Genomic DNA, 16,704 nt, shown 5'->3' on the forward strand with positions numbered 1-16,704 from the left:
ACTGCCCCTTCGGATACAAACGCTGGCCCCCACCATAGCGAGGTCCTCGGAGTGCTCCGGCGCGGCGGGTGACTGGACGGGGGATACAGGGGGTACGGGGGGGGCGGCTGGGGCGACGGCGGGGCAGGTGACCTGGGGGGCGGGCCCTCGCGATCCGCACGGCCGCGGTGCGGTGCGGGGCCCGACGTCCTTCGGTCCGACCTGGGATCCGCTGGCTGCGGGTCGACCGAGAGCCGTTGTCTACTGAACGTCCGGGCCCCACCCGGGTCGCACCTTCCGCCGGAGAAACCTTCCCTCGCGGCCGAGGCGCGGGCGGCGTTCGGCGATGGCGAGGGGGCGGCGGTCCGGTCGGACGTCCTGTGGTGGACGCGGAGAACCTACCCGCCCCTGGCGGTCGGCTGTCAATACCGGCTTGACCTGCGGAGACGTACCAAAAGGCCAGGCCGGAGGGGAAGATCCCCAGGTCGGGGACAGCCGTACGGACGAGGGTCACAGGTAGGACATATCCCTACATCACTCGTTCGGCCGTACGAACACCGTCCGGCCGTGCACGACCGTACGGAGACAGACGGGAAGATCGACACCGGGGGACAGATCGGGCAGACCGGGCGTCCCGGATCGCGGGTCGGTGGACCAGCGGGCCACCCGGTCGTCGGGGGCCTGGACGACGAGTTCCTCGGTGCGCCAGAGGGCGTAGTCGGCGGGGGCGCCGGGGACGAGCGTCCCGGCGTCGTCCCTGCCCACGGCCCTCCAGCCGCCCCTGGTGTGCGCGGTGAAGGCGGCCCGGACCGAGATCCGGTGCTCCGGGGTGCGGTGGAAGGCGGCGGCCCGGACGGCGCCCCAGGGGTCGAGCGGGGTGACCGGGCTGTCGGAGCCGAAGACCAGCGGCACACCGGCGCGCAGGAGCGCCGCGTACGGGTTGAGGGTGCGGGCCCGCTCGACGCCGAGCCGGTCGGCGTACATGCCCTCCTCGCCGCCCCAGAACGCGTCGAAGGCGGGCTGGACCGAGGCGGTGAGGCCGAGCTCGGCGAAGGCGGCGATGGTCTCGGGGGTGAGCATCTCGACGTGCTCGACGCGGTGCCGGGCGGCCCGGATCCTGGCCAGGCCGAGCTTCTCCGCGGCCGCCCTGACGCCCTCGACGACGGCGGTCACGGCGGCGTCCCCGATGGCATGGAAGCCCGCCTGGAGGCCCGCCTCGGTGCAGGCCACGACATGGAGGGCGACGGTGGCCGCGTCCAGGTGGGCGGCGCCCGTGTGGCCGGCGTCGGCGTGGTCCGCGTACGGCTCGTGGAGGCAGGCCGTGTGGGAGCCGAGGGAGCCGTCGGCGAAGAGGTCACCGGCCGCACCGAGGGCACCGAGTGCGCGGGCCCGCTCGACGTCCAGGTCGGCCCAGTAGCCGACGACGCGGGGCCCGGCCTCGTCGCGGGCCAGGTCCAGGAGGCCGGTGAAGTCCTCCTCGGAGGAGATCCGCGGGCCGCCGCACTCGTGCACGGTGCCGATGCCGAGGGAGGCGGCACGCGCGCGTGCGGCGCGCTGGGCCTCGGTGCGCTGGCGCGCGGAGACGGCGGCGAAGGCGGCGGCGCGCACGGCGTGATGGGCGTCACCGGTGAGCGGCCGTTGCCCGTCGTGGAAGCCGTCCAGGTCACGGACGCCGGGGACGAGGTCGAGGAGCGCGGTGGTGACGACGGCCGAGTGGACGTCGATACGCGTGAGGTAGAGCGGGCGGCCGCCGGTGAGCTCGTCGAGTTCGGCGCGGGTGAGCGGCCGGCGCTCGGGCCAGCGGGAGGCGTCCCAGCCGTGACCGATGAGGATGCGGTCCTCGGGGCGGGCGGCGGCGTGGGCGCGGATCTCCGCCGCCGCCTCCGCGAGCGAGGTGGCGGTGGAGAGGTCGAGGCCGGTGAGGGCGAACCCGGTGGCCGTGGTGTGCACATGGGCGTCGACGAACGCCGGGGTGACGAGCGCGCCCTCCAGGTCGACCACGTCGTCCACGCCGGAGGCGAAGGCGTCGGCCGCGCCCTCCGAGCCGACCCAGGCGATGTGCCCGCGCTCCACCACCATGGCGGTGGCGAAGGGGTCGGCGGGGCTGTGGACTTCGCCACCGCGCAGCAGCACGGTGCGGTGTTCGGCGGGAGACGCAGCAGGCATGGACTCACTCATGCGACCAGGCTATGACCTGGCCGGACCCGGTTTGTCCGCCAGGTCCCCCGGAACACCCGGGGGACCCCCAGGGCATGTCAGATACGCGGCGGCCTGGCCTCGTACGGCGTGGAGAGGACCACGGTCGTACGGCTGGAGACGCCGGCCTGGGAGCGGATGCGGCTGAGCAGGTGCTCGAGCTCCAGCGGGGTGGCGACGCGGACCTTGAGGATGTAGTTCTCGTCGCCGGCGACGCTGTGGCAGGCCTCGATCTCCGGGATGTCGGCGAGCCGGTCGGGGGTGTCGTCGGGGGAGCTGGGGTCGAAGGGTTTGACCGAGATGAAGGCGGTCAGCGGAAGGCCCACGGCCTCCGGGTCGACCACGGCCGCGTAGCCGCGGATGACTCCGCGCTGCTCCAGACGGCGGACGCGCTGATGCACCGCCGACGTGGACAGGCCCGTGGCCTTGCCCAGATCGGTGTAGCTCATGCGCCCGTCCTTGACGAGCAACTCGACGATCTGACGATCCAGCTCCTCCATGCGGTGACCCTATTGCGCCCGGCAGGAAGGGGCACCGCCGGGGGCGGCCGCTATCGGGCGGTATGGGCGGCCACGGGGCACCTGCGACATGCATGTGACGAACGCCACAGGTTTGCGTCCGCCCTCGGGTACTGCCACACGATTATGCGGACGGCCGTATGGGAAGTGCTTGCTGTGGTCGAGGCCGCACAGATCCGGCCGACCCACCCGAGGGGGAGATTCTCCATGCAGGAGCCTGTTGATTCGGTCGACACGTCCGACGAGCTCGACGCGTACGACACCTTTGAGATGTTCCGGGTCATCTGCCCGGAGTGCGTGCAGCCCATCGCGCTGCTCGCGGACGAGGACGCGCTGCCGGAGCACGCGCTGTGCCCCACGGCGTGGAACCCGTTCGTCCTGACGGTCTGCCCGGGCACGGGCCTGTCCGCGACCGAGGCCCGTCCGGCCGACGACACCCTGGAGGTCCAGGAGCAGGACACCGCGCTGCTCCTGACGCTCCCCCAGGGCCTCGACTGGCGTACGCAGCCCTTCTCGCACGTCGGCGGTCCGGGCTCGCGTCCGATGCGGGTGCCGCAGATGCGGCGCGCGGCCTAGATCCCGTCCGGACGGGGCCTCCGCGCCCCTCCGCTCACCAGTAGCTTCCCCGCACCATCGCCGCCAGGGTGGCGTGGTGCAGGATCAGGCCGTCGGGGTCCGCGGGTACCTCGACCTCGCCGAAGTGGGCCTGCCGGTACGCGATCCTGAGCATGACGATCGCGTGCCGCAGCGCCGCGTAGAGGGTGTGGAACTCCATGTGGCGCGGGGTGTGGCCGGTGAGCTCGGCGTAACGCCGCTCGACCGCGTCGCGCCGCAGGAAGCCGGGCAGGCCGGGTTTGCCGAAGCCGACGGTCAGGTCCTGGAAGAAGCGGTGGAGGTAGACCGTCCAGCCGAGGTCCACCTCGCGCGGGACGCAGGCCGCCATCTCCCAGTCGAGGACGGCGGCGGGGGTGAATCCGTCGTAGACGATGTTCCCGATCCGCGCGTCGCCCCAGCCCAGGACGGCGGGGCCCTCGTCGGCCGGCCAGTGCGCCTCCAGCCAGTCGAAGGCCGACTCGATGAGCGGTGAGGGCGCGAGGCCGTCCACCACCCAGGCGTAGTAGGCGCGTTGGGCGTCGACATGGCGGCGCAAAGGGGTTCCGGCGCCGTCCGGCAGCAGGAACTCGGCCTCCTTCACCGGGAACTGGTCGTGGAGCCTGGCCAGTACGGAGACGGACTCGGCTTCGAGCCGGGCGCGTTCGGCGTCGGTGGCGGAGTGCAGCCAGTTCCCCTCGTACGTGTAGGGCATGACGTCCGGCGGGACACGGCCCTCGGCGCGGGCCATCACGAAGAAGGGGGCGCCGAGCGGCCCCGGGTCCTCCTCCAGCCAGAGCACGCGCGGTACGGGGACGTCGGTGTGCTCGCCGACCAGGCGCATGACCCGGTGCTGCCGGGCCATGTCGTAGACGGGGAACACGGTGTACGCGGCGGGGTCGGCGGCCAGCCGCAGGGCGCAGCCGCGTACCGGGGCCTCGGGGTGGTCGAGGTCGAAGAGCAGGGTCTCACTGGACATGCCGTTGGAGTCGGGGGCGGCGAGACCGGTGACGCGGGCCCCGGGCAGACGCCGGTCCAGCCAGGCGGTGAGCCGCCGACCGAGTTCCTCGGGGTCCCGGGTGGTGGTGCGGGGGCGGGGCGCGGTGGCCATCGGGCAGCTCCCTACGGGGCGGTCGAGGTGTGGTCGGTGAAGCCGCTGGGGTCGTGGCGGCCGAAGGAGCCGTGCTCGAAGACGCCGTGGCCGGTGTGGCCGTCGAGGGTGAAGCGGGCGGCGTGGTCGGTGACGCCGTACGCGGCCATGGGATGCGCCGCCGGGTCCGAGAGGTCGTACACCCGCCGGTCGATCCAGCCGCGGCCCTGCCAGGTGCCGTGCTGCCAGTCGGTGGCGGGCGGGTAGCCCGCGCCGACGGCGAGCGGGGAGGAGGCGAGGATCTCGACGCCGATCTCCAGGGGTTTGCCGGTCGGGTCGGTGAGGTGGACGGTGGCCCGTTCCGGGTGGCGGGTGCCGGGGCGGTAGGTGATCTCGGTGCGGGGCCAGCCGAGTTGGGTGTCGCGGTGGCCGTTCCGTACGAGCAGGGCCTCGTTGAGGGTGCGGTAGCCGTCGGCGTCCTCCTGGGTGACGACCATGAGGAAGCGGTCCTCGAAGCGCATCGGGATCCAGAGCCAGTGGAAGCCCTCGGGGCGGAACTCGGCGGCGCGGCCGGGCTCTTCGCCGGGGATCGGGCGGACTCCCCAGCTGCGGTCGCGGGTGCCGGTCCACTCCCCCGGGGTGACCGTGAACTCCTCGCCACCGGCCCTGATGGCGCCCGCGCAGCGCCCGGCCTGGACGAAGCGGCGGCCTTCGAGGGTGAGCCGGCCGCCGTGGCGCTGGGTGTGGTGGGGCTCCCAGACGGCGGGGAAATCACCGGTCCAGGCGAGGTCGTACGAGAGGCCGTCGGCGTCGTCGGGATCGGCCGCGCAGCGCAGGGAGAGCCGCTTGAGGGGTTCGTCGACGGTGAGGGTGAACGGACCGACGGAGAGGTTCGTTCGGTCGTCGCCGAGGGCGTCGGAGGCGCGGACGGCGTGCAGCCGGTCGCCGACGCGGAGGGTGGCGTAGGCGTCGATGACCCCGGTGTTGGGGTAGACGCCGAGACCGGCGATGAGCAGGGCACGGCCGGTGTGGTCGAAGACGTGGAAGATGCACCGGTCGTAGGCGTTGCGGTCACCGCTGATGTGGTGCTTCATCGAGAGCGGGGCCTGGTGCACGGGGTATTCGTCGAGCGGTACGGGCCGGTCGTCGACGTGCCGGTGCACGGACATGGCGGACCTCCTGGGCGACTGATGGCTTTGCGGCGGGGGAACTGACGGTACGTCAGGTTTGGGGCGGGGGGCCAGGGTCGTGCAGGGGGGACGGACCCGGACGCGACTACTGGCTATCGGATATTGGATATTGGATATTGGCTACCGGATGCTCCGGGCATGGGCACCGGGCACCGGGCACCGGGCACCGGGCACCGGGCACCGGGCACCGGGCACCGGGCGAACTTCCGCTCGAATCCGTACAGGGGTGACCACGGCCGCCGGGGCGCGTTGGTCCGGGCATGACCACGCTGTACACCACTCCCAGCGGTGTCGGTCGCCACCGACAGGCCGCGCCGCGCCTTGAAGAATCGGTTCCTCATCCGGCGCCTTCACCCGCGCCCGCACGGACACCGACCGTCCCGCCGCCGGCATCGGGGCCGCCGCCCGTCCCCGTACCGGCACAGGCGGCGGCTCCGCCCCGCCTGCCCGCCGATCCGCCCATCTACCGGGCCGTGCTCTCCCTCTGGGCGAGCCAGGGCCGTACCCTCCCGGGCCACCGCGACCAGGAGTGGGCCCGGCTCGCCGCCGGCCCCGTCTGGGCCGACCGCACCGTGCGCGTCAGCGGGATTCTGGTCCGACCAGGTGACGGGCGATGACCACCCGCTGGATCTGATTGGTCCCCTCGACGATCTGGAGCATCTTCGCCTCCCGCAGATACCGCTCCACGGGGAAGTCCGCCGTGTAGCCGTACCCGCCAAGCACCTGCACCGCGTCCGTCGTGACCTGCATGGCGGCGTCCGTGCAGAACAGCTTGGCCATCGCCGCGCACCGGCCGAAGGGCCGCCCCTCGTCGCGGAGCCGCGCCGCCTCCAGGTACAGCGCCCTGCCCGCCTCGACCCGGGTCGCCATGTCCGCGAGGAGGAAGCGGAGCCCCTGGAAGTCGGCGATCGGCCGACCGAACTGGCGGCGCTCCCTGGCGTACGCCACGGCCTCGTCCAGGGCCGCCTGGCCGAGCCCGACCGCGCAGGCGGCGATGCCGAGCCGCCCCGAGTCCAGCGCGTCGAGGGCGAGGGCGAAACCCTGCCCCTCCGCGCCGAGGCGCCGCGCGTCGGACACCCGTACACCGTCGAGGTGGAGCTGCGCGGTGGGCGAGCCGGTCATGCCCATCTTCCGCTCGGGCGGGGCAGCGCTCAGTCCCGGCGCGTCCCCCGGCACCAGGAAGGCGGTGATCCCCCGCGCCCCGGCGCCGCCGGTACGGGCCATGACCGTGTAGAAGTCGGCGATACCGCCGTGGGTGATCCAGGCCTTCGTGCCGTCGATCACCCAGTCGCCGCCGTCGCCCTCGCGGACGGCCCGGGTGCGCAGCGCGGCCGCGTCGGATCCGGCGGAGGGCTCGGAGAGGCAGTAGGCGCCGAGGAGGCCGCCGCCCAGCATGGCGGGCAGATGGGCGGCCCGCTGCTCCTCGGTGCCGAAGCGGGCGAGCGCGTGGCAGGAGAGGGTGTGGACGCTGACCCCGAGCCCGACGGTGAGCCGGGCGGCGGCGAGCTCTTCGAGTACCTGGAGGTAGACCTCGTACGGCTGGCCGCCCCCGCCGTACTCGGGGTCGTAGGGCAGCCCGAGCAGTCCGGAGCGGGACAGCAGCGTGAACAGCTCGCGCGGGAAGCGTCCTGCGGCCTCCTCCTCGGCGGCGCGCGGCGCGATCTCGCGGCGGGCGATGTCACGCGTCAGGGCGAGCAGCTCGCGGGCCTCGTCGGTGGGCAGTCGGCGTTCCACACCGTCCGCGTTCCTCTCGGCTGCCATGGCCGGGCACTCCTCCCTGCCGGGCGCGGGCGTGCCGCGCGCGGGATCGCCGGGAGTATGCCCGTTCGAGGCCCGGGGATCACGTGGGCCGCCGACCGCTCACACGGACGCCTGGGGAGGACCCGGGGGCGGGGCCACGGGCAGGGTTACGGGCACGGGCACGGTTACGGGCACGGACACGCCCCAGCCACGGCCTCGGCCGCAGCCCCGGCTCACATGAGTCCGGCCCGGGTGACGAGCATGGCGAGGAGGACGACGAGGGTCCAGCCGAGGACGTGCTCGAGGACCTTGGGGCCCTGATCGTCCTTCGGGCCGCCCGTCCGGGCGCGGAACAAGAGGCGGGAGTGGGTCGTGGAGGTCATGGCGACCACCTTGCGGTACGGGGGCGGCCCCGGGGTAGGACGTCGGTCACGTCCCCGGGGCTCGCGCCACCGCGTCGGACAATGCCGAGTGCCACGAGAGCCTTGTGCCGCACGGGCGAGGGCCACTCCGGGAAGGAGAGGAACAGACCCCTCCTGTGCCGGAGACCACTTTGCCGCTCGCGCGGCAGCGCTGGGCGCGGAGCCGCTTTCCCAGGCGTGCGGACGCAGGGACGGCCCGCGCCCGCCATCACTTACGGCACACGCCCACCGTCACTTGCGACCGACGCCCGCGTACATCGCGACGTCCGGTGTCGGCGTCTCCGGCCGCCACGCGGAGCAGGACACCACCCCGGGCGCGAGCAGCTCCAGGCCGTCGAAGTAGCGCGCGACGGCGGCAGGGGTCCGCTGCGTGAGCTTCGGCGTGCCGTGCTCGTTCCAGAACGCCACCGCCGAGTCGACGTCCGGCATGTCGGGGTGGGTGACCGTGTGGGAGAGGGCGAGGTGGCTGCCGGGTGCGAGCGCGTCCATGAGCCGGCGGACGATCGCGTACGACTCCTCGTCGTCCTCGACGAAGATGACGACGCCGAGCAGCATCAGCGCGACCGGCTGCGAGAGGTCCAGCGTCTTGGCCGCGGCGGCGAGGATCGTGTCGACGTCCCGCAGGTCGGCGTCCAGGTAGTCGGTGCGGCCCTCGGGCGTCCCCACCAGCAGGGCACGGGCGTGCGCCAGTACGAGCGGATCGTTGTCCACGTACACGACACGCGTGTCGGGGGCGACGCGCTGGGCGACCTCGTGCGTGTTGTCGGCACTCGGCAGGCCCGTCCCGATGTCCAGGAACTGCCGGATGCCCTCCTTCTCGGCCAGGTACCGCACCGCCCTTCCCAGGAACAGCCGGTCCGCCTTCGCGTAATCCCCGATGCCGGGATGCAGCTTCCTGATCTGGTCGCCGGCCTCCCGGTCGACCGGGTAGTTGTCCTTGCCGCCGGTCCAGTAGTTCCATATCCGGGCGGTGTGCGGCCGGGACGTGTCAATGCGCGATTCGATGTCGGTCACGTCCTCAACGTATCGCAGCGCCTGGGCAACTCCCTTACGCGTACGCACCCTTGGACGCCGGCGACAATGCCCCCTGGTCAGTGCGGTTCTGGCGTCCGGACCGAGCCGTCCGGCTGGACGTGCAGGGTCGGCGAGTACATCGCGCCCGCCCCACCCTCACGCGGCTGTCCCGGTCAGGCGCGTATCGCCGCGTACGCTCCGAGCCATCCTGCCGCCAGCCGGTCACCGCGGGTGAAGACGGCCGCGCCGCAGCACCCTGCCGACGAGTCGGCCGGGTCGGCCGGTGGAACGAGCAGCGTGGTCTCCTCACCGTCGGCGAGGTGCAGAGTGGTGGTCGCACCGTTCCACAGACGGATCACCGATCCGGGCGGGGCCCATACCCGGACCGTGTCGTCCTGGAGGGTGAGGCGCGTGCCGGTGGCGCGCTCCGCGAGGAGGGCGTGGTAGCGGTCCGGGGAGAGTGCGCAGTCGCTCGGCGGAGTCGTGCCGTTCCAGTCGGGCGCGTCGATGCCGCGGGCCCGGGCCGCGTTCCACATGCGCGGGACGAGGCCGGGCGCGAGCGGGGCCGTGGCCATGCGCTCGCACATCCAGAGGAGGCGTCCGGCCCCTCGGCCGGCCCCCAGCGTGCGCCAACGGATGCGAAGCGAAAGGTCGGCGGCGACGACGGCCACCCAGGGGTGGACAGTGCCGAGGGGGCCCTGGGCGCCGAGCCAGGCCAGATAGCGCTGGGCCTCCTCCAGGATGCCGATCATGGAGTCCATGGGGATACCGAGGACATAAGTGGGGCGGCCGCGGAAGAGGCGCGGACGGGTCGCCGCGAGGAGCAGGACCGCGCGGGCGAGATCTCCGGCCTGTGGCCGCTGCTCGTCTTCGGCCGGGGCCGGTTCCTCCGCCGGGCCCAACCCCCAGGGGTCGTCCGTCTCGTCGTCCGCGTGCTCGGTCTCACGCAGAACTCGGCGCAGGGCAGCCTTCGCCCTCTCGGTGAACGGCGCCTGTTCGAGCACGGGCAGGCAGGTGCTGAGCAGGGCCCCGAGCAACTGCTCGGCGGTGAGCGGGTCTTCGGGTACCGGGGCCTGCCGCAATGCCGTCGACAGGCCCTCGGCGATCGTGGCATCGACCATGAAGCGACTGGTCAGCCGGCCCAGCGCGCTGGGCTCCAGGCGGTCCTCGTCGACGGCGGGCCGCAGGCAGCCCACCGAGGCGAGGAACTGTGCCGCCTCGTGCAGAGGCTCCACGCTGTCGTGCCCCTGATGGGCGGCGAACGTCCCGGCCCACCAGCGTTCCGCCTCTTCGAGGGTCGAAAGACGCTCCTGCACGGCCTCGGCGAGCAGGTGGTCGGCCAGGTGCTCGTCCAGTCGCGACCGTACGGTGTATCCGGCGGCCAGCCGGGCCTGCCAGTGCGCCCGTTCGGCCGGGTCGGTGAGCAGGAACGCCCAGCCCTCGCGCTCTCCGGCGCCGATGCGCCCGGCACGCCCGAACATCTGCTGGACCATCGACACCTCGACGCGGTCCAGGCCGAGGGTGGTGTCGCAGACGATCACCGCGCGGGCGGGGAGGTTGACGCCGGCCGCGACCGTGGAGGTAGCGACCAGGATCTCCGCCTCACGGGCACGGAACGCCTGCTCGGCCTCCCGCTTGTACGGCCAGTCCCGATAGTGAAGCCGTACCCCGGCCTTGGTGCACAACCGCTCCACCGCTTCGGCGTCGTCGGCGTCCACACCAGCGGTGGGCACGCCCCGGTCGGCGGCCAGCGCGAGCGCGGTGGACCGTACCCGGCGCTTGCTGCCGCAGAAGACGAGGACGCTGCCGCTGTCCGCGGTGACCTGCCGGGCGATGCGTACGGCGGCCTCGGTGCGGACGGCGGCCCGCTTCGCCCAATCCGTCTCGTCGACCGGGGGCAGGAGGGGCAGTTGCCAGGTGAGCCGCGTGGGCCGCCACGTCGTACGGACCAGGCGGGCGCCCAGCCACTGGGCGACCTCGTCCGCGTTGGCGACCGTCGCGGAGAGGCCGACGATCCGGGTGGCCGTGCTGTCCTCCCGTACGCGGGCGAGCAACGCCTCCAGTACGGCTCCGCGGGTCGGATCGCCGAGCAGGTGGATCTCGTCGACCACCAGGCAGCCGACCTCCGCGAGCGCGTCCCGCAGCGAGCCCGCACGGCAGATCGCCTCGAACTTCTCGGTGGTGGCCACCCATACGTCGGCCGACCGGATCAACTCCGTGTCCACCGCGGCCTCACCGGTCAGGCGCACCACCCGCAGTCCGCGGCTCCGCCACAGCTGGAGCTCGCGGTCGAGTTCGTCGGTGAGCGAGCGCTGCGGCACCAGCCAGGCCGCCTTGCGTCCGCGGGCGTGGGCCTCCAGCGCCGCGACCATCCCGATCGGGGTCTTCCCCGCGCCCGTCGGCGCGACCACGACCAGATGGCCGGTGCCCTCGAGCACCACCGGGACGGCGGCGGCCTGCACCGGGTTGAACGACGGGTGCGGCAGCAGCCCGGCCCACTCGGACGGCACCAGTTCACCGACGGGCACATACGCGTCGCCGTCACCGTCCGGCAGCTCCTCCAGCGCGTCCCACTGGGCGGCGAAGGCGTCCCGAGCCGCCACCGCCCAGGGCCCTGGGGCGGGGGCCGCGCCGTCCAGACCGACCGCGACCAGCTCCGTACGGCCGCCGGTGTCGGTGACCGTGCCGACCTGACCGGCCTCCTCCCAGTACCGACTGACCCGGTACGGAACGTCCCGCTCCTTCAGCCACACCCGCAGCGCCTCGTACTCCGGACCTTCGGGGAGGATCACCCGCACGTCCTCGGCCGCCGTGAGCGCCGCGTCGGGCGGGCGCCACGCGGGATCCGCGACCTTCCACCACGACAAGGCCCGCTGCTCGGCCGCGTCGGGCACGACCAGGTCCTCCGGCCACGCCGGGCCACGGTCCGCGCGCACCCCCGGACGCGGCTGCGCCGGACCCTTGACGATCGCGGTCACGAGGACCCCCGGCCCGTCCGCACGCGCCCCAAGGGGCACGGGCCCCGGCCGGCGTCGGGGTGCCTGCCCGGCCTGGCGGGGCACGGCGACGGTCAGCTCGTCGTACCGCTTCACCCCGAGGTCCGCGAGGGTGAAGGCGAGGGGACAGGCAGGGCAGACAAGCGCCGTGTACTGGTAGGTGCGCCCCTGGGACTCGTACGGTCTGCGGAGGGCGTGCAGTTCACCGCCGCACGCGGGGCAGCGACGGTCGACGGTCTCCTCATAGGTCCATCCCGGCTCCGCGAACCGCGCCGGGAACTCTCCGCCCAGCGTGATCCCCCACCGCTCCTGCGCCAGGTCGGTGACCGATCCCTGCACGCTGGCCTCGTCACTGCGCATGGTGTGACTGTGCCATCCGTGATCATCGTCCGCACGCGGTTCGCGAGGTTTCCCCCGATCAAGCGGCTCCCACGTCTCGGACCTGCGGAGCAAACCTGGCAGCACCGCACCACCGTATGCCGGGAGCGGTGCCGTCAGGTCGTCGAGACGACCGGGGGCTCGCTCCTACTCACGCCAGGCCGAGCGCCTCTAGTGCGCGATGCTGGGTCGGTGTCGGCCTGGACGGCCAGTAGAGGTAGCAGACACCACCCGTACCGCTTCTCACCTTTCCGTTCGCGTCGTAGCGCTTCGTGCGGAGCCAGATGTTCTCCCACTCGCGTCGGCGGTAGATCCGGCGGACGGCCTCGTTGCTGGGTGAGGCCGGGTCGTTGGCGATGATGTCGCCGTCCGCCGTGAAGCCGATGACGGTCATGAGGTGGCCCGCCGTGCCGTAGCCGGCGCCCGTCAGTTCCTCTGTGCGGAACGACTGGGACGTTATGGCCGGGATGCCGGCCAGGACCAGGCTCTCCAGCTCGGTGAGCGAGCGCAGCCTGGTGACCACGGCGTTCATGTCGGGGTAGGTGGCCGCGTAGGCGGCGTTGAAGGGCCAGTTGCCGCAGCCCTGGTACTGGTGGTCGTAGGTGTAGCGGGCCGCGTGGCAGACCTGGGGGTCGTCGAAGGCCGGGTTCACCCAGGCCAGCTGCTCGGCCGACGGGCGGCGCCCCCAGTACTCGATGATCATCTGGGAGGAGGTGGGGCTGCACCAGGCCTCGCCGCCGTTGTCGTACTCGGGGTACTGCCCGACGTGGGTGTTCTGCGAGTAGCGCGGCACGATCAGCTCGCGGGCGGGGCCCGGCGCCGAGGCCGGGACCGTGAAGCGGTCCGGGACGTCCGAGGCCATCGCGCCCAGCCGCCAGACCGTGGGGGTGAGGGCGCTCCCCGGGGTTCGGTACAGCGTCAGGCGCAGCCGGTACGAGACAAGGCGCAGCCCGCTCGCCGCGTCGTCGATCGCGAAGGTGTCGGTCCACACGGTGCTCCGGCCGTCGGTCTGGTCGTCGACGGAGGTGCGCCGGATGTCGCCGTCGCCGGAGGCCCAGCGGCCCAGGACGTACCAGGGGGTGGCGGTGGCGTCGGAGTAGGTGCCGGACAGCTCGACCTGGAGCCAGGTGCCGGGCGGGGTGTGGGCGTTCCAGGAGGCGATGACCTCGGTGGCGGGCACGGTCGGGGTGTGGACCGGCGAGGTCCAGGTCGCGTACTCCCAGGGGGAGGTCCGGCCGGTGTGCGGGTCGGTGTAGTCGGTGCGACCGGCGGGGGCGTCGAGGACGAGGCCGGGGCGGCGGCCGGCGACCGCCCTGGTGCCGGCGGCGCTGCCGCATCTCCAGTCCGTGTACGTGGACCAGAAGCGGTTGTCGACGAGGCCGGGCACGGGGGCGGGGGCGAGGCCTGGCGCGGAGGCCAGTGCGGCGGACGGGTCGCAGTCGGCGGTGGCGGCCACGGCCGACGTCGCGGTGGCGGCCGTTCCGGCCGCCGCGAGGGCCGCGGCGAGGACGGTTCTGCGCGGGGTGGAGCTGGTCATGGGCGGTGACCCCCAGTCGAGAACGGTGGGCGTACGGACCTGCTGCGCGGGCCCACTATCGCGGCTCCCGGCGGGGCTCCGCCAGCACTTCGCCCCCGCGTCGCCCTACCAATATTGGTCTCGACCGGTGACGACGGTACCTTCCTGACCTGCGGCGGTCCCCCTCCCCTACCCTGGGCCCATGAACGACCTCGACCGCGCGGCGCACGCGCTGCTCCGGCTGCCGCCCTCCTGTGGGCCGGTCCGGCTGATCGGGGTCGACGGCCACGCGGGCTCCGGCAAGTCGACCCTCGCGGCCCGCCTCTCCGCCGCCCTGGGGGACGCCCCCGTCCTCCACCTCGACGACCTCGCCACCCACGAGGAGCTGTTCGCCTGGGACGGCCGGCTGCGGGAGCAGGTCCTCGATCCCCTCTCGCGAGGCGAGACGGCGTCCTACCACCCGTACGACTGGCGGCTGAGGCGCTTCGGGGAGGCCCGCGCGCTCGCCCCGGCCCCCGTCGTGCTCGTCGAGGGCGTCGGCGTCGGTCGGCAGGTGGTGCGGCCGCTCCTGGCGTGGCTGCTGTGGATGGAGCGCGGCCCCGAGGAGTCCTGGGCGCGGGGCCGGCACCGGGACGGTCCGGAGCAGGCCGCCTTCTGGGACGACTGGACCGTGGCGGAGACTCGCCATTTCGCCGAGGACCCCTCCCGGCCCCACGCCGACACCTTGGTACGGGAGTGCCGGACGGGGTACGACTGGCTTCCCGGTCCCGGTGTGACAGCGGGCGCGGACCAGATCATCACGTACCGTGACGGCTTCATGTCCGTGAACTGAGGGGCCGAAAGTCCGCTTTCGCAAGTGCCTCAACTCCGCTTGACCCAAGGGGCGTAAAGGTCTTACGTTCTGAATGTGCGGCTTTTCGGAGCCGCCGCAGACACGAAGCCCCCGGTTGTTCCCCCGTGATCGGGGGCTTCGTTCTGCCCCTCACGGCCCTCTCCGAGGCCCTCCACGACCCCTGCCGATCACCCAGGGTCACCACTTCCGGATCATGTGCTTCTCCTTAAGCGCGCACCCCCTGCGCAGGTACGATGCCCCCAGGTGCGGTCAAATCCCGTCCATGCGAAGACGGTTGTGGGGGACCCGATGGACATCGGCACGCAGGGCGCGCAGGCCCCGGCCGAGCTCGCCTGGCTGCGCGGAGTCGACGCCTACACGATGGGCGCCTATCCGCAGGCGGAGGACGAGTTCCGGACGGCGGTACGGATCGACCCCGGGATGGCGGACGCCTGGCTCGGGCTGCACGCGCTCCGGGTCGACACCACGACCGCGCTGCTGCGCATGTACCGCAACCGCGACCGCTTCGGCGAGCAGCGGGCCCGGTACCGGCGCACCCTCAACTCCTGGTACTGGCTCGGCTGGTGGGTGCAGCCCGTCCTGGAGAGCTCGCGCGACCTGCTGCTCGCGCACGCCTCCCACTGGCTCGACGGACGCCACGTACCGGAGCTCGACCGGGCCCTCGCGGGGCTCCCCCCGGTCGACACGGATCCCCAGGTGCGCTTCCTGCACGCCTGCCGTGCCTATCTCGTCAAGGACTGGGACCAGCTCGTCCGGCACACCGAGACCCTCGTCGACGACCCGCTCCTCGGCATCGAGGCCGGTCTCTTCGGCGGCATGGCCCGGGTGCGCCTTGAGATGTACGGCCAGGCCGAACCGCTGCTCTCGGCCTCGCTGATGCGGTGCCGCAGCGAGCAGCCCCAGCGCAAGGAGCTGCGCTACTGGCTCGCCCGCGCCCACGAGGGCACCGGGCGCAGCGCCGCCGCCCTGCCGCTCTACCGGGCCGTGCACCGGATCGACCCGACGTTCATGGACACGGCCGCGCGCCTCGCCGCGATCGCCGAGTACGACGGCTTCGAGGGGTACGACGGCGTGGACGACCCGGCCGGGCTCGCGACGGTCGCCCTGGGCACCGCCGGCGGGGGCCTCGGGCAGGACGCGGTGGACACCCCGCCGGGCGCCGAACCCGATCCGGGGCCCCTGGGCGACGGACTGCTGCTCGCGCCCGAGCCCGTACCACCGGTGGCGCCGGTCACGCCGCCGGAGACCGTACGGCAGAAGGCGCCCCTGCCGTCCCAGCCGAGGCCACCGCGTTTCCCCGAGGGCCCCACCGATCCGGTGCTGCTCGCGGAGGCGCTCGGCGAGCTGGAGGGCATGGTCGGCATGGAGCCGGTGAAGCGCCAGGTCAAGGCGCTGTCCGCGCAGTTGGAGATGGCGCGGCTGCGCGCCGGGCAGGGCCTGCCGGTCCAGCCGCCCAAGCGGCACTTCGTCTTCTCCGGGCCCTCGGGCACCGGGAAGACCACGGTCGCCCGCATCCTCGGCCGGGTCTTCTACGCACTCGGGCTGCTCGGCGGGGACCATCTGGTGGAGGCCCAGCGGGCCGATCTGGTGGGCGAGTTCCTCGGACAGACCGCGGTCAAGGCCAACGAGCTGATCGACTCGGCGGTCGGCGGGGTGCTCTTCGTCGACGAGGCGTACGCGCTCTCCAACACCGGCTACAGCAAGGGCGACGCCTACGGGGACGAGGCCCTCCAGGTCCTCCTCAAACGGGCCGAGGACAACCGCGACCACCTCGTGGTCATCCTGGCCGGCTACCCCGAGGGCATGGACCGGCTGCTCAGCACCAACCCCGGCCTGTCCTCCCGGTTCACCACCCGGGTCGACTTCCCCTCGTACCGGCCGCTCGAACTGACCGCCATCGGCGAGGTGCTCGCGGCGGCCAACGGCGACGGCTGGGACGACGAGGCCCGCGAGGAGCTGCGCTCGATCAGCGGACACGTCGTCGAGCAGGGCTGGATCGACGAGCTGGGAAACGGAAGATTCCTGCGCACCCTGTACGAGAAGTCCTGCGCCTACCGGGACCTACGGCTCTCCGGATACCCCAGCACCCCGACCCGGGAGGACCTCGCCACCCTCCGGCTCGCCGACCTCATGCAGGCGTACGGGGAGGTCCTGTCGGGCCGCGGCCCGGTCGACCGCGGCCCGCAGCAGGAGCCACCGGGGTACTAGGAGGTCCGCCGGA

At 73.1% G+C, this 16,704-nt stretch carries 12 protein-coding genes; 3 read left to right on the top strand and 9 right to left on the bottom strand.

Going from position 1 to position 16,704, the window contains the following annotated elements; genetic code table 11:
- Positions 1–513 precede the first annotated feature (513 nt).
- Both ACIRB7_RS19830 and ACIRB7_RS19835 read right to left on the bottom strand, forming a co-directional pair.
- Complete coding sequence (locus ACIRB7_RS19830; RefSeq protein WP_403600094.1) at positions 514–2,157, bottom strand: amidohydrolase; 1,644 nt, start codon at positions 2,155–2,157, stop codon at positions 514–516.
- 77 nt (positions 2,158–2,234) lie between these two features.
- Positions 2,235–2,675, bottom strand: coding sequence for an Lrp/AsnC family transcriptional regulator (locus ACIRB7_RS19835; RefSeq protein ID WP_073818744.1), 441 nt, complete (start codon positions 2,673–2,675; stop codon positions 2,235–2,237).
- A 225-nt stretch (positions 2,676–2,900) separates the two neighbouring features.
- Here ACIRB7_RS19835 and ACIRB7_RS19840 point away from each other — a divergent pair, with 225 nt between their 5' ends.
- On the top strand, positions 2,901–3,269 hold the full coding sequence (locus ACIRB7_RS19840; RefSeq protein WP_403600097.1) for a hypothetical protein: 369 nt from the start codon (positions 2,901–2,903) through the stop codon (positions 3,267–3,269).
- Between the two features lie 34 nt (positions 3,270–3,303).
- On the opposite strand, the gene ACIRB7_RS19845 is transcribed toward ACIRB7_RS19840, so the two are convergent.
- The 7 genes from ACIRB7_RS19845 to ACIRB7_RS19875 all read right to left on the bottom strand — a co-directional run bounded on the left by ACIRB7_RS19845 (position 3,304) and on the right by ACIRB7_RS19875 (position 13,651).
- Positions 3,304–4,395, bottom strand: coding sequence for a phosphotransferase family protein (locus ACIRB7_RS19845; RefSeq protein WP_403600100.1), 1,092 nt, complete (start codon positions 4,393–4,395; stop codon positions 3,304–3,306).
- An 11-nt stretch (positions 4,396–4,406) separates the two neighbouring features.
- Positions 4,407–5,543, bottom strand: coding sequence for a hypothetical protein (locus tag ACIRB7_RS19850; RefSeq protein ID WP_403600103.1), 1,137 nt, complete (start codon positions 5,541–5,543; stop codon positions 4,407–4,409).
- A gap of 600 nt (positions 5,544–6,143) precedes the next feature.
- Entirely contained in the window at positions 6,144–7,325 is a 1,182-nt protein-coding gene (locus ACIRB7_RS19855; protein ID WP_403600106.1) for an acyl-CoA dehydrogenase family protein, read from the bottom strand.
- A gap of 212 nt (positions 7,326–7,537) precedes the next feature.
- A complete protein-coding gene (locus ACIRB7_RS19860) occupies positions 7,538–7,687 on the bottom strand; it encodes an SCO1431 family membrane protein (protein ID WP_351216065.1) in 150 nt (49 codons plus the stop codon).
- Positions 7,688–7,957: 270 nt separating this feature from the next.
- Complete coding sequence (locus ACIRB7_RS19865) at positions 7,958–8,740, bottom strand: SAM-dependent methyltransferase (RefSeq protein WP_403600108.1); 783 nt, start codon at positions 8,738–8,740, stop codon at positions 7,958–7,960.
- Positions 8,741–8,913: 173 nt separating this feature from the next.
- Positions 8,914–12,096 carry a DEAD/DEAH box helicase gene (locus ACIRB7_RS19870; RefSeq protein WP_403600110.1) on the bottom strand — a complete coding sequence of 1,061 codons (3,183 nt, stop codon included), beginning with the start codon at positions 12,094–12,096 and terminating at the stop codon, positions 8,914–8,916.
- 169 nt (positions 12,097–12,265) lie between these two features.
- Entirely contained in the window at positions 12,266–13,651 is a 1,386-nt protein-coding gene (locus tag ACIRB7_RS19875; protein WP_403600113.1) for a peptidase C39 family protein, read from the bottom strand.
- Positions 13,652–13,832: 181 nt separating this feature from the next.
- Between ACIRB7_RS19875 and ACIRB7_RS19880 the strand changes: the two genes are divergently transcribed.
- Together ACIRB7_RS19880 and ACIRB7_RS19885 are read left to right on the top strand one after the other, a co-directional pair.
- Positions 13,833–14,462: a uridine kinase gene (locus tag ACIRB7_RS19880; protein ID WP_403600115.1), complete on the top strand. Its 630-nt coding sequence runs from the start codon at positions 13,833–13,835 to the stop codon at positions 14,460–14,462.
- Between the two features lie 309 nt (positions 14,463–14,771).
- The gene (locus ACIRB7_RS19885; RefSeq protein WP_403600117.1) at positions 14,772–16,691 is read left to right on the top strand and encodes an AAA family ATPase; all 1,920 of its coding nucleotides are present in this window, start codon (positions 14,772–14,774) and stop codon (positions 16,689–16,691) included.
- Positions 16,692–16,704 lie beyond the last annotated feature (13 nt).

The sequence above is a fragment of the Streptomyces sp. NPDC093795 genome (assembly GCF_044764665.1).
GTDB lineage: Bacteria > Actinomycetota > Actinomycetes > Streptomycetales > Streptomycetaceae > Streptomyces.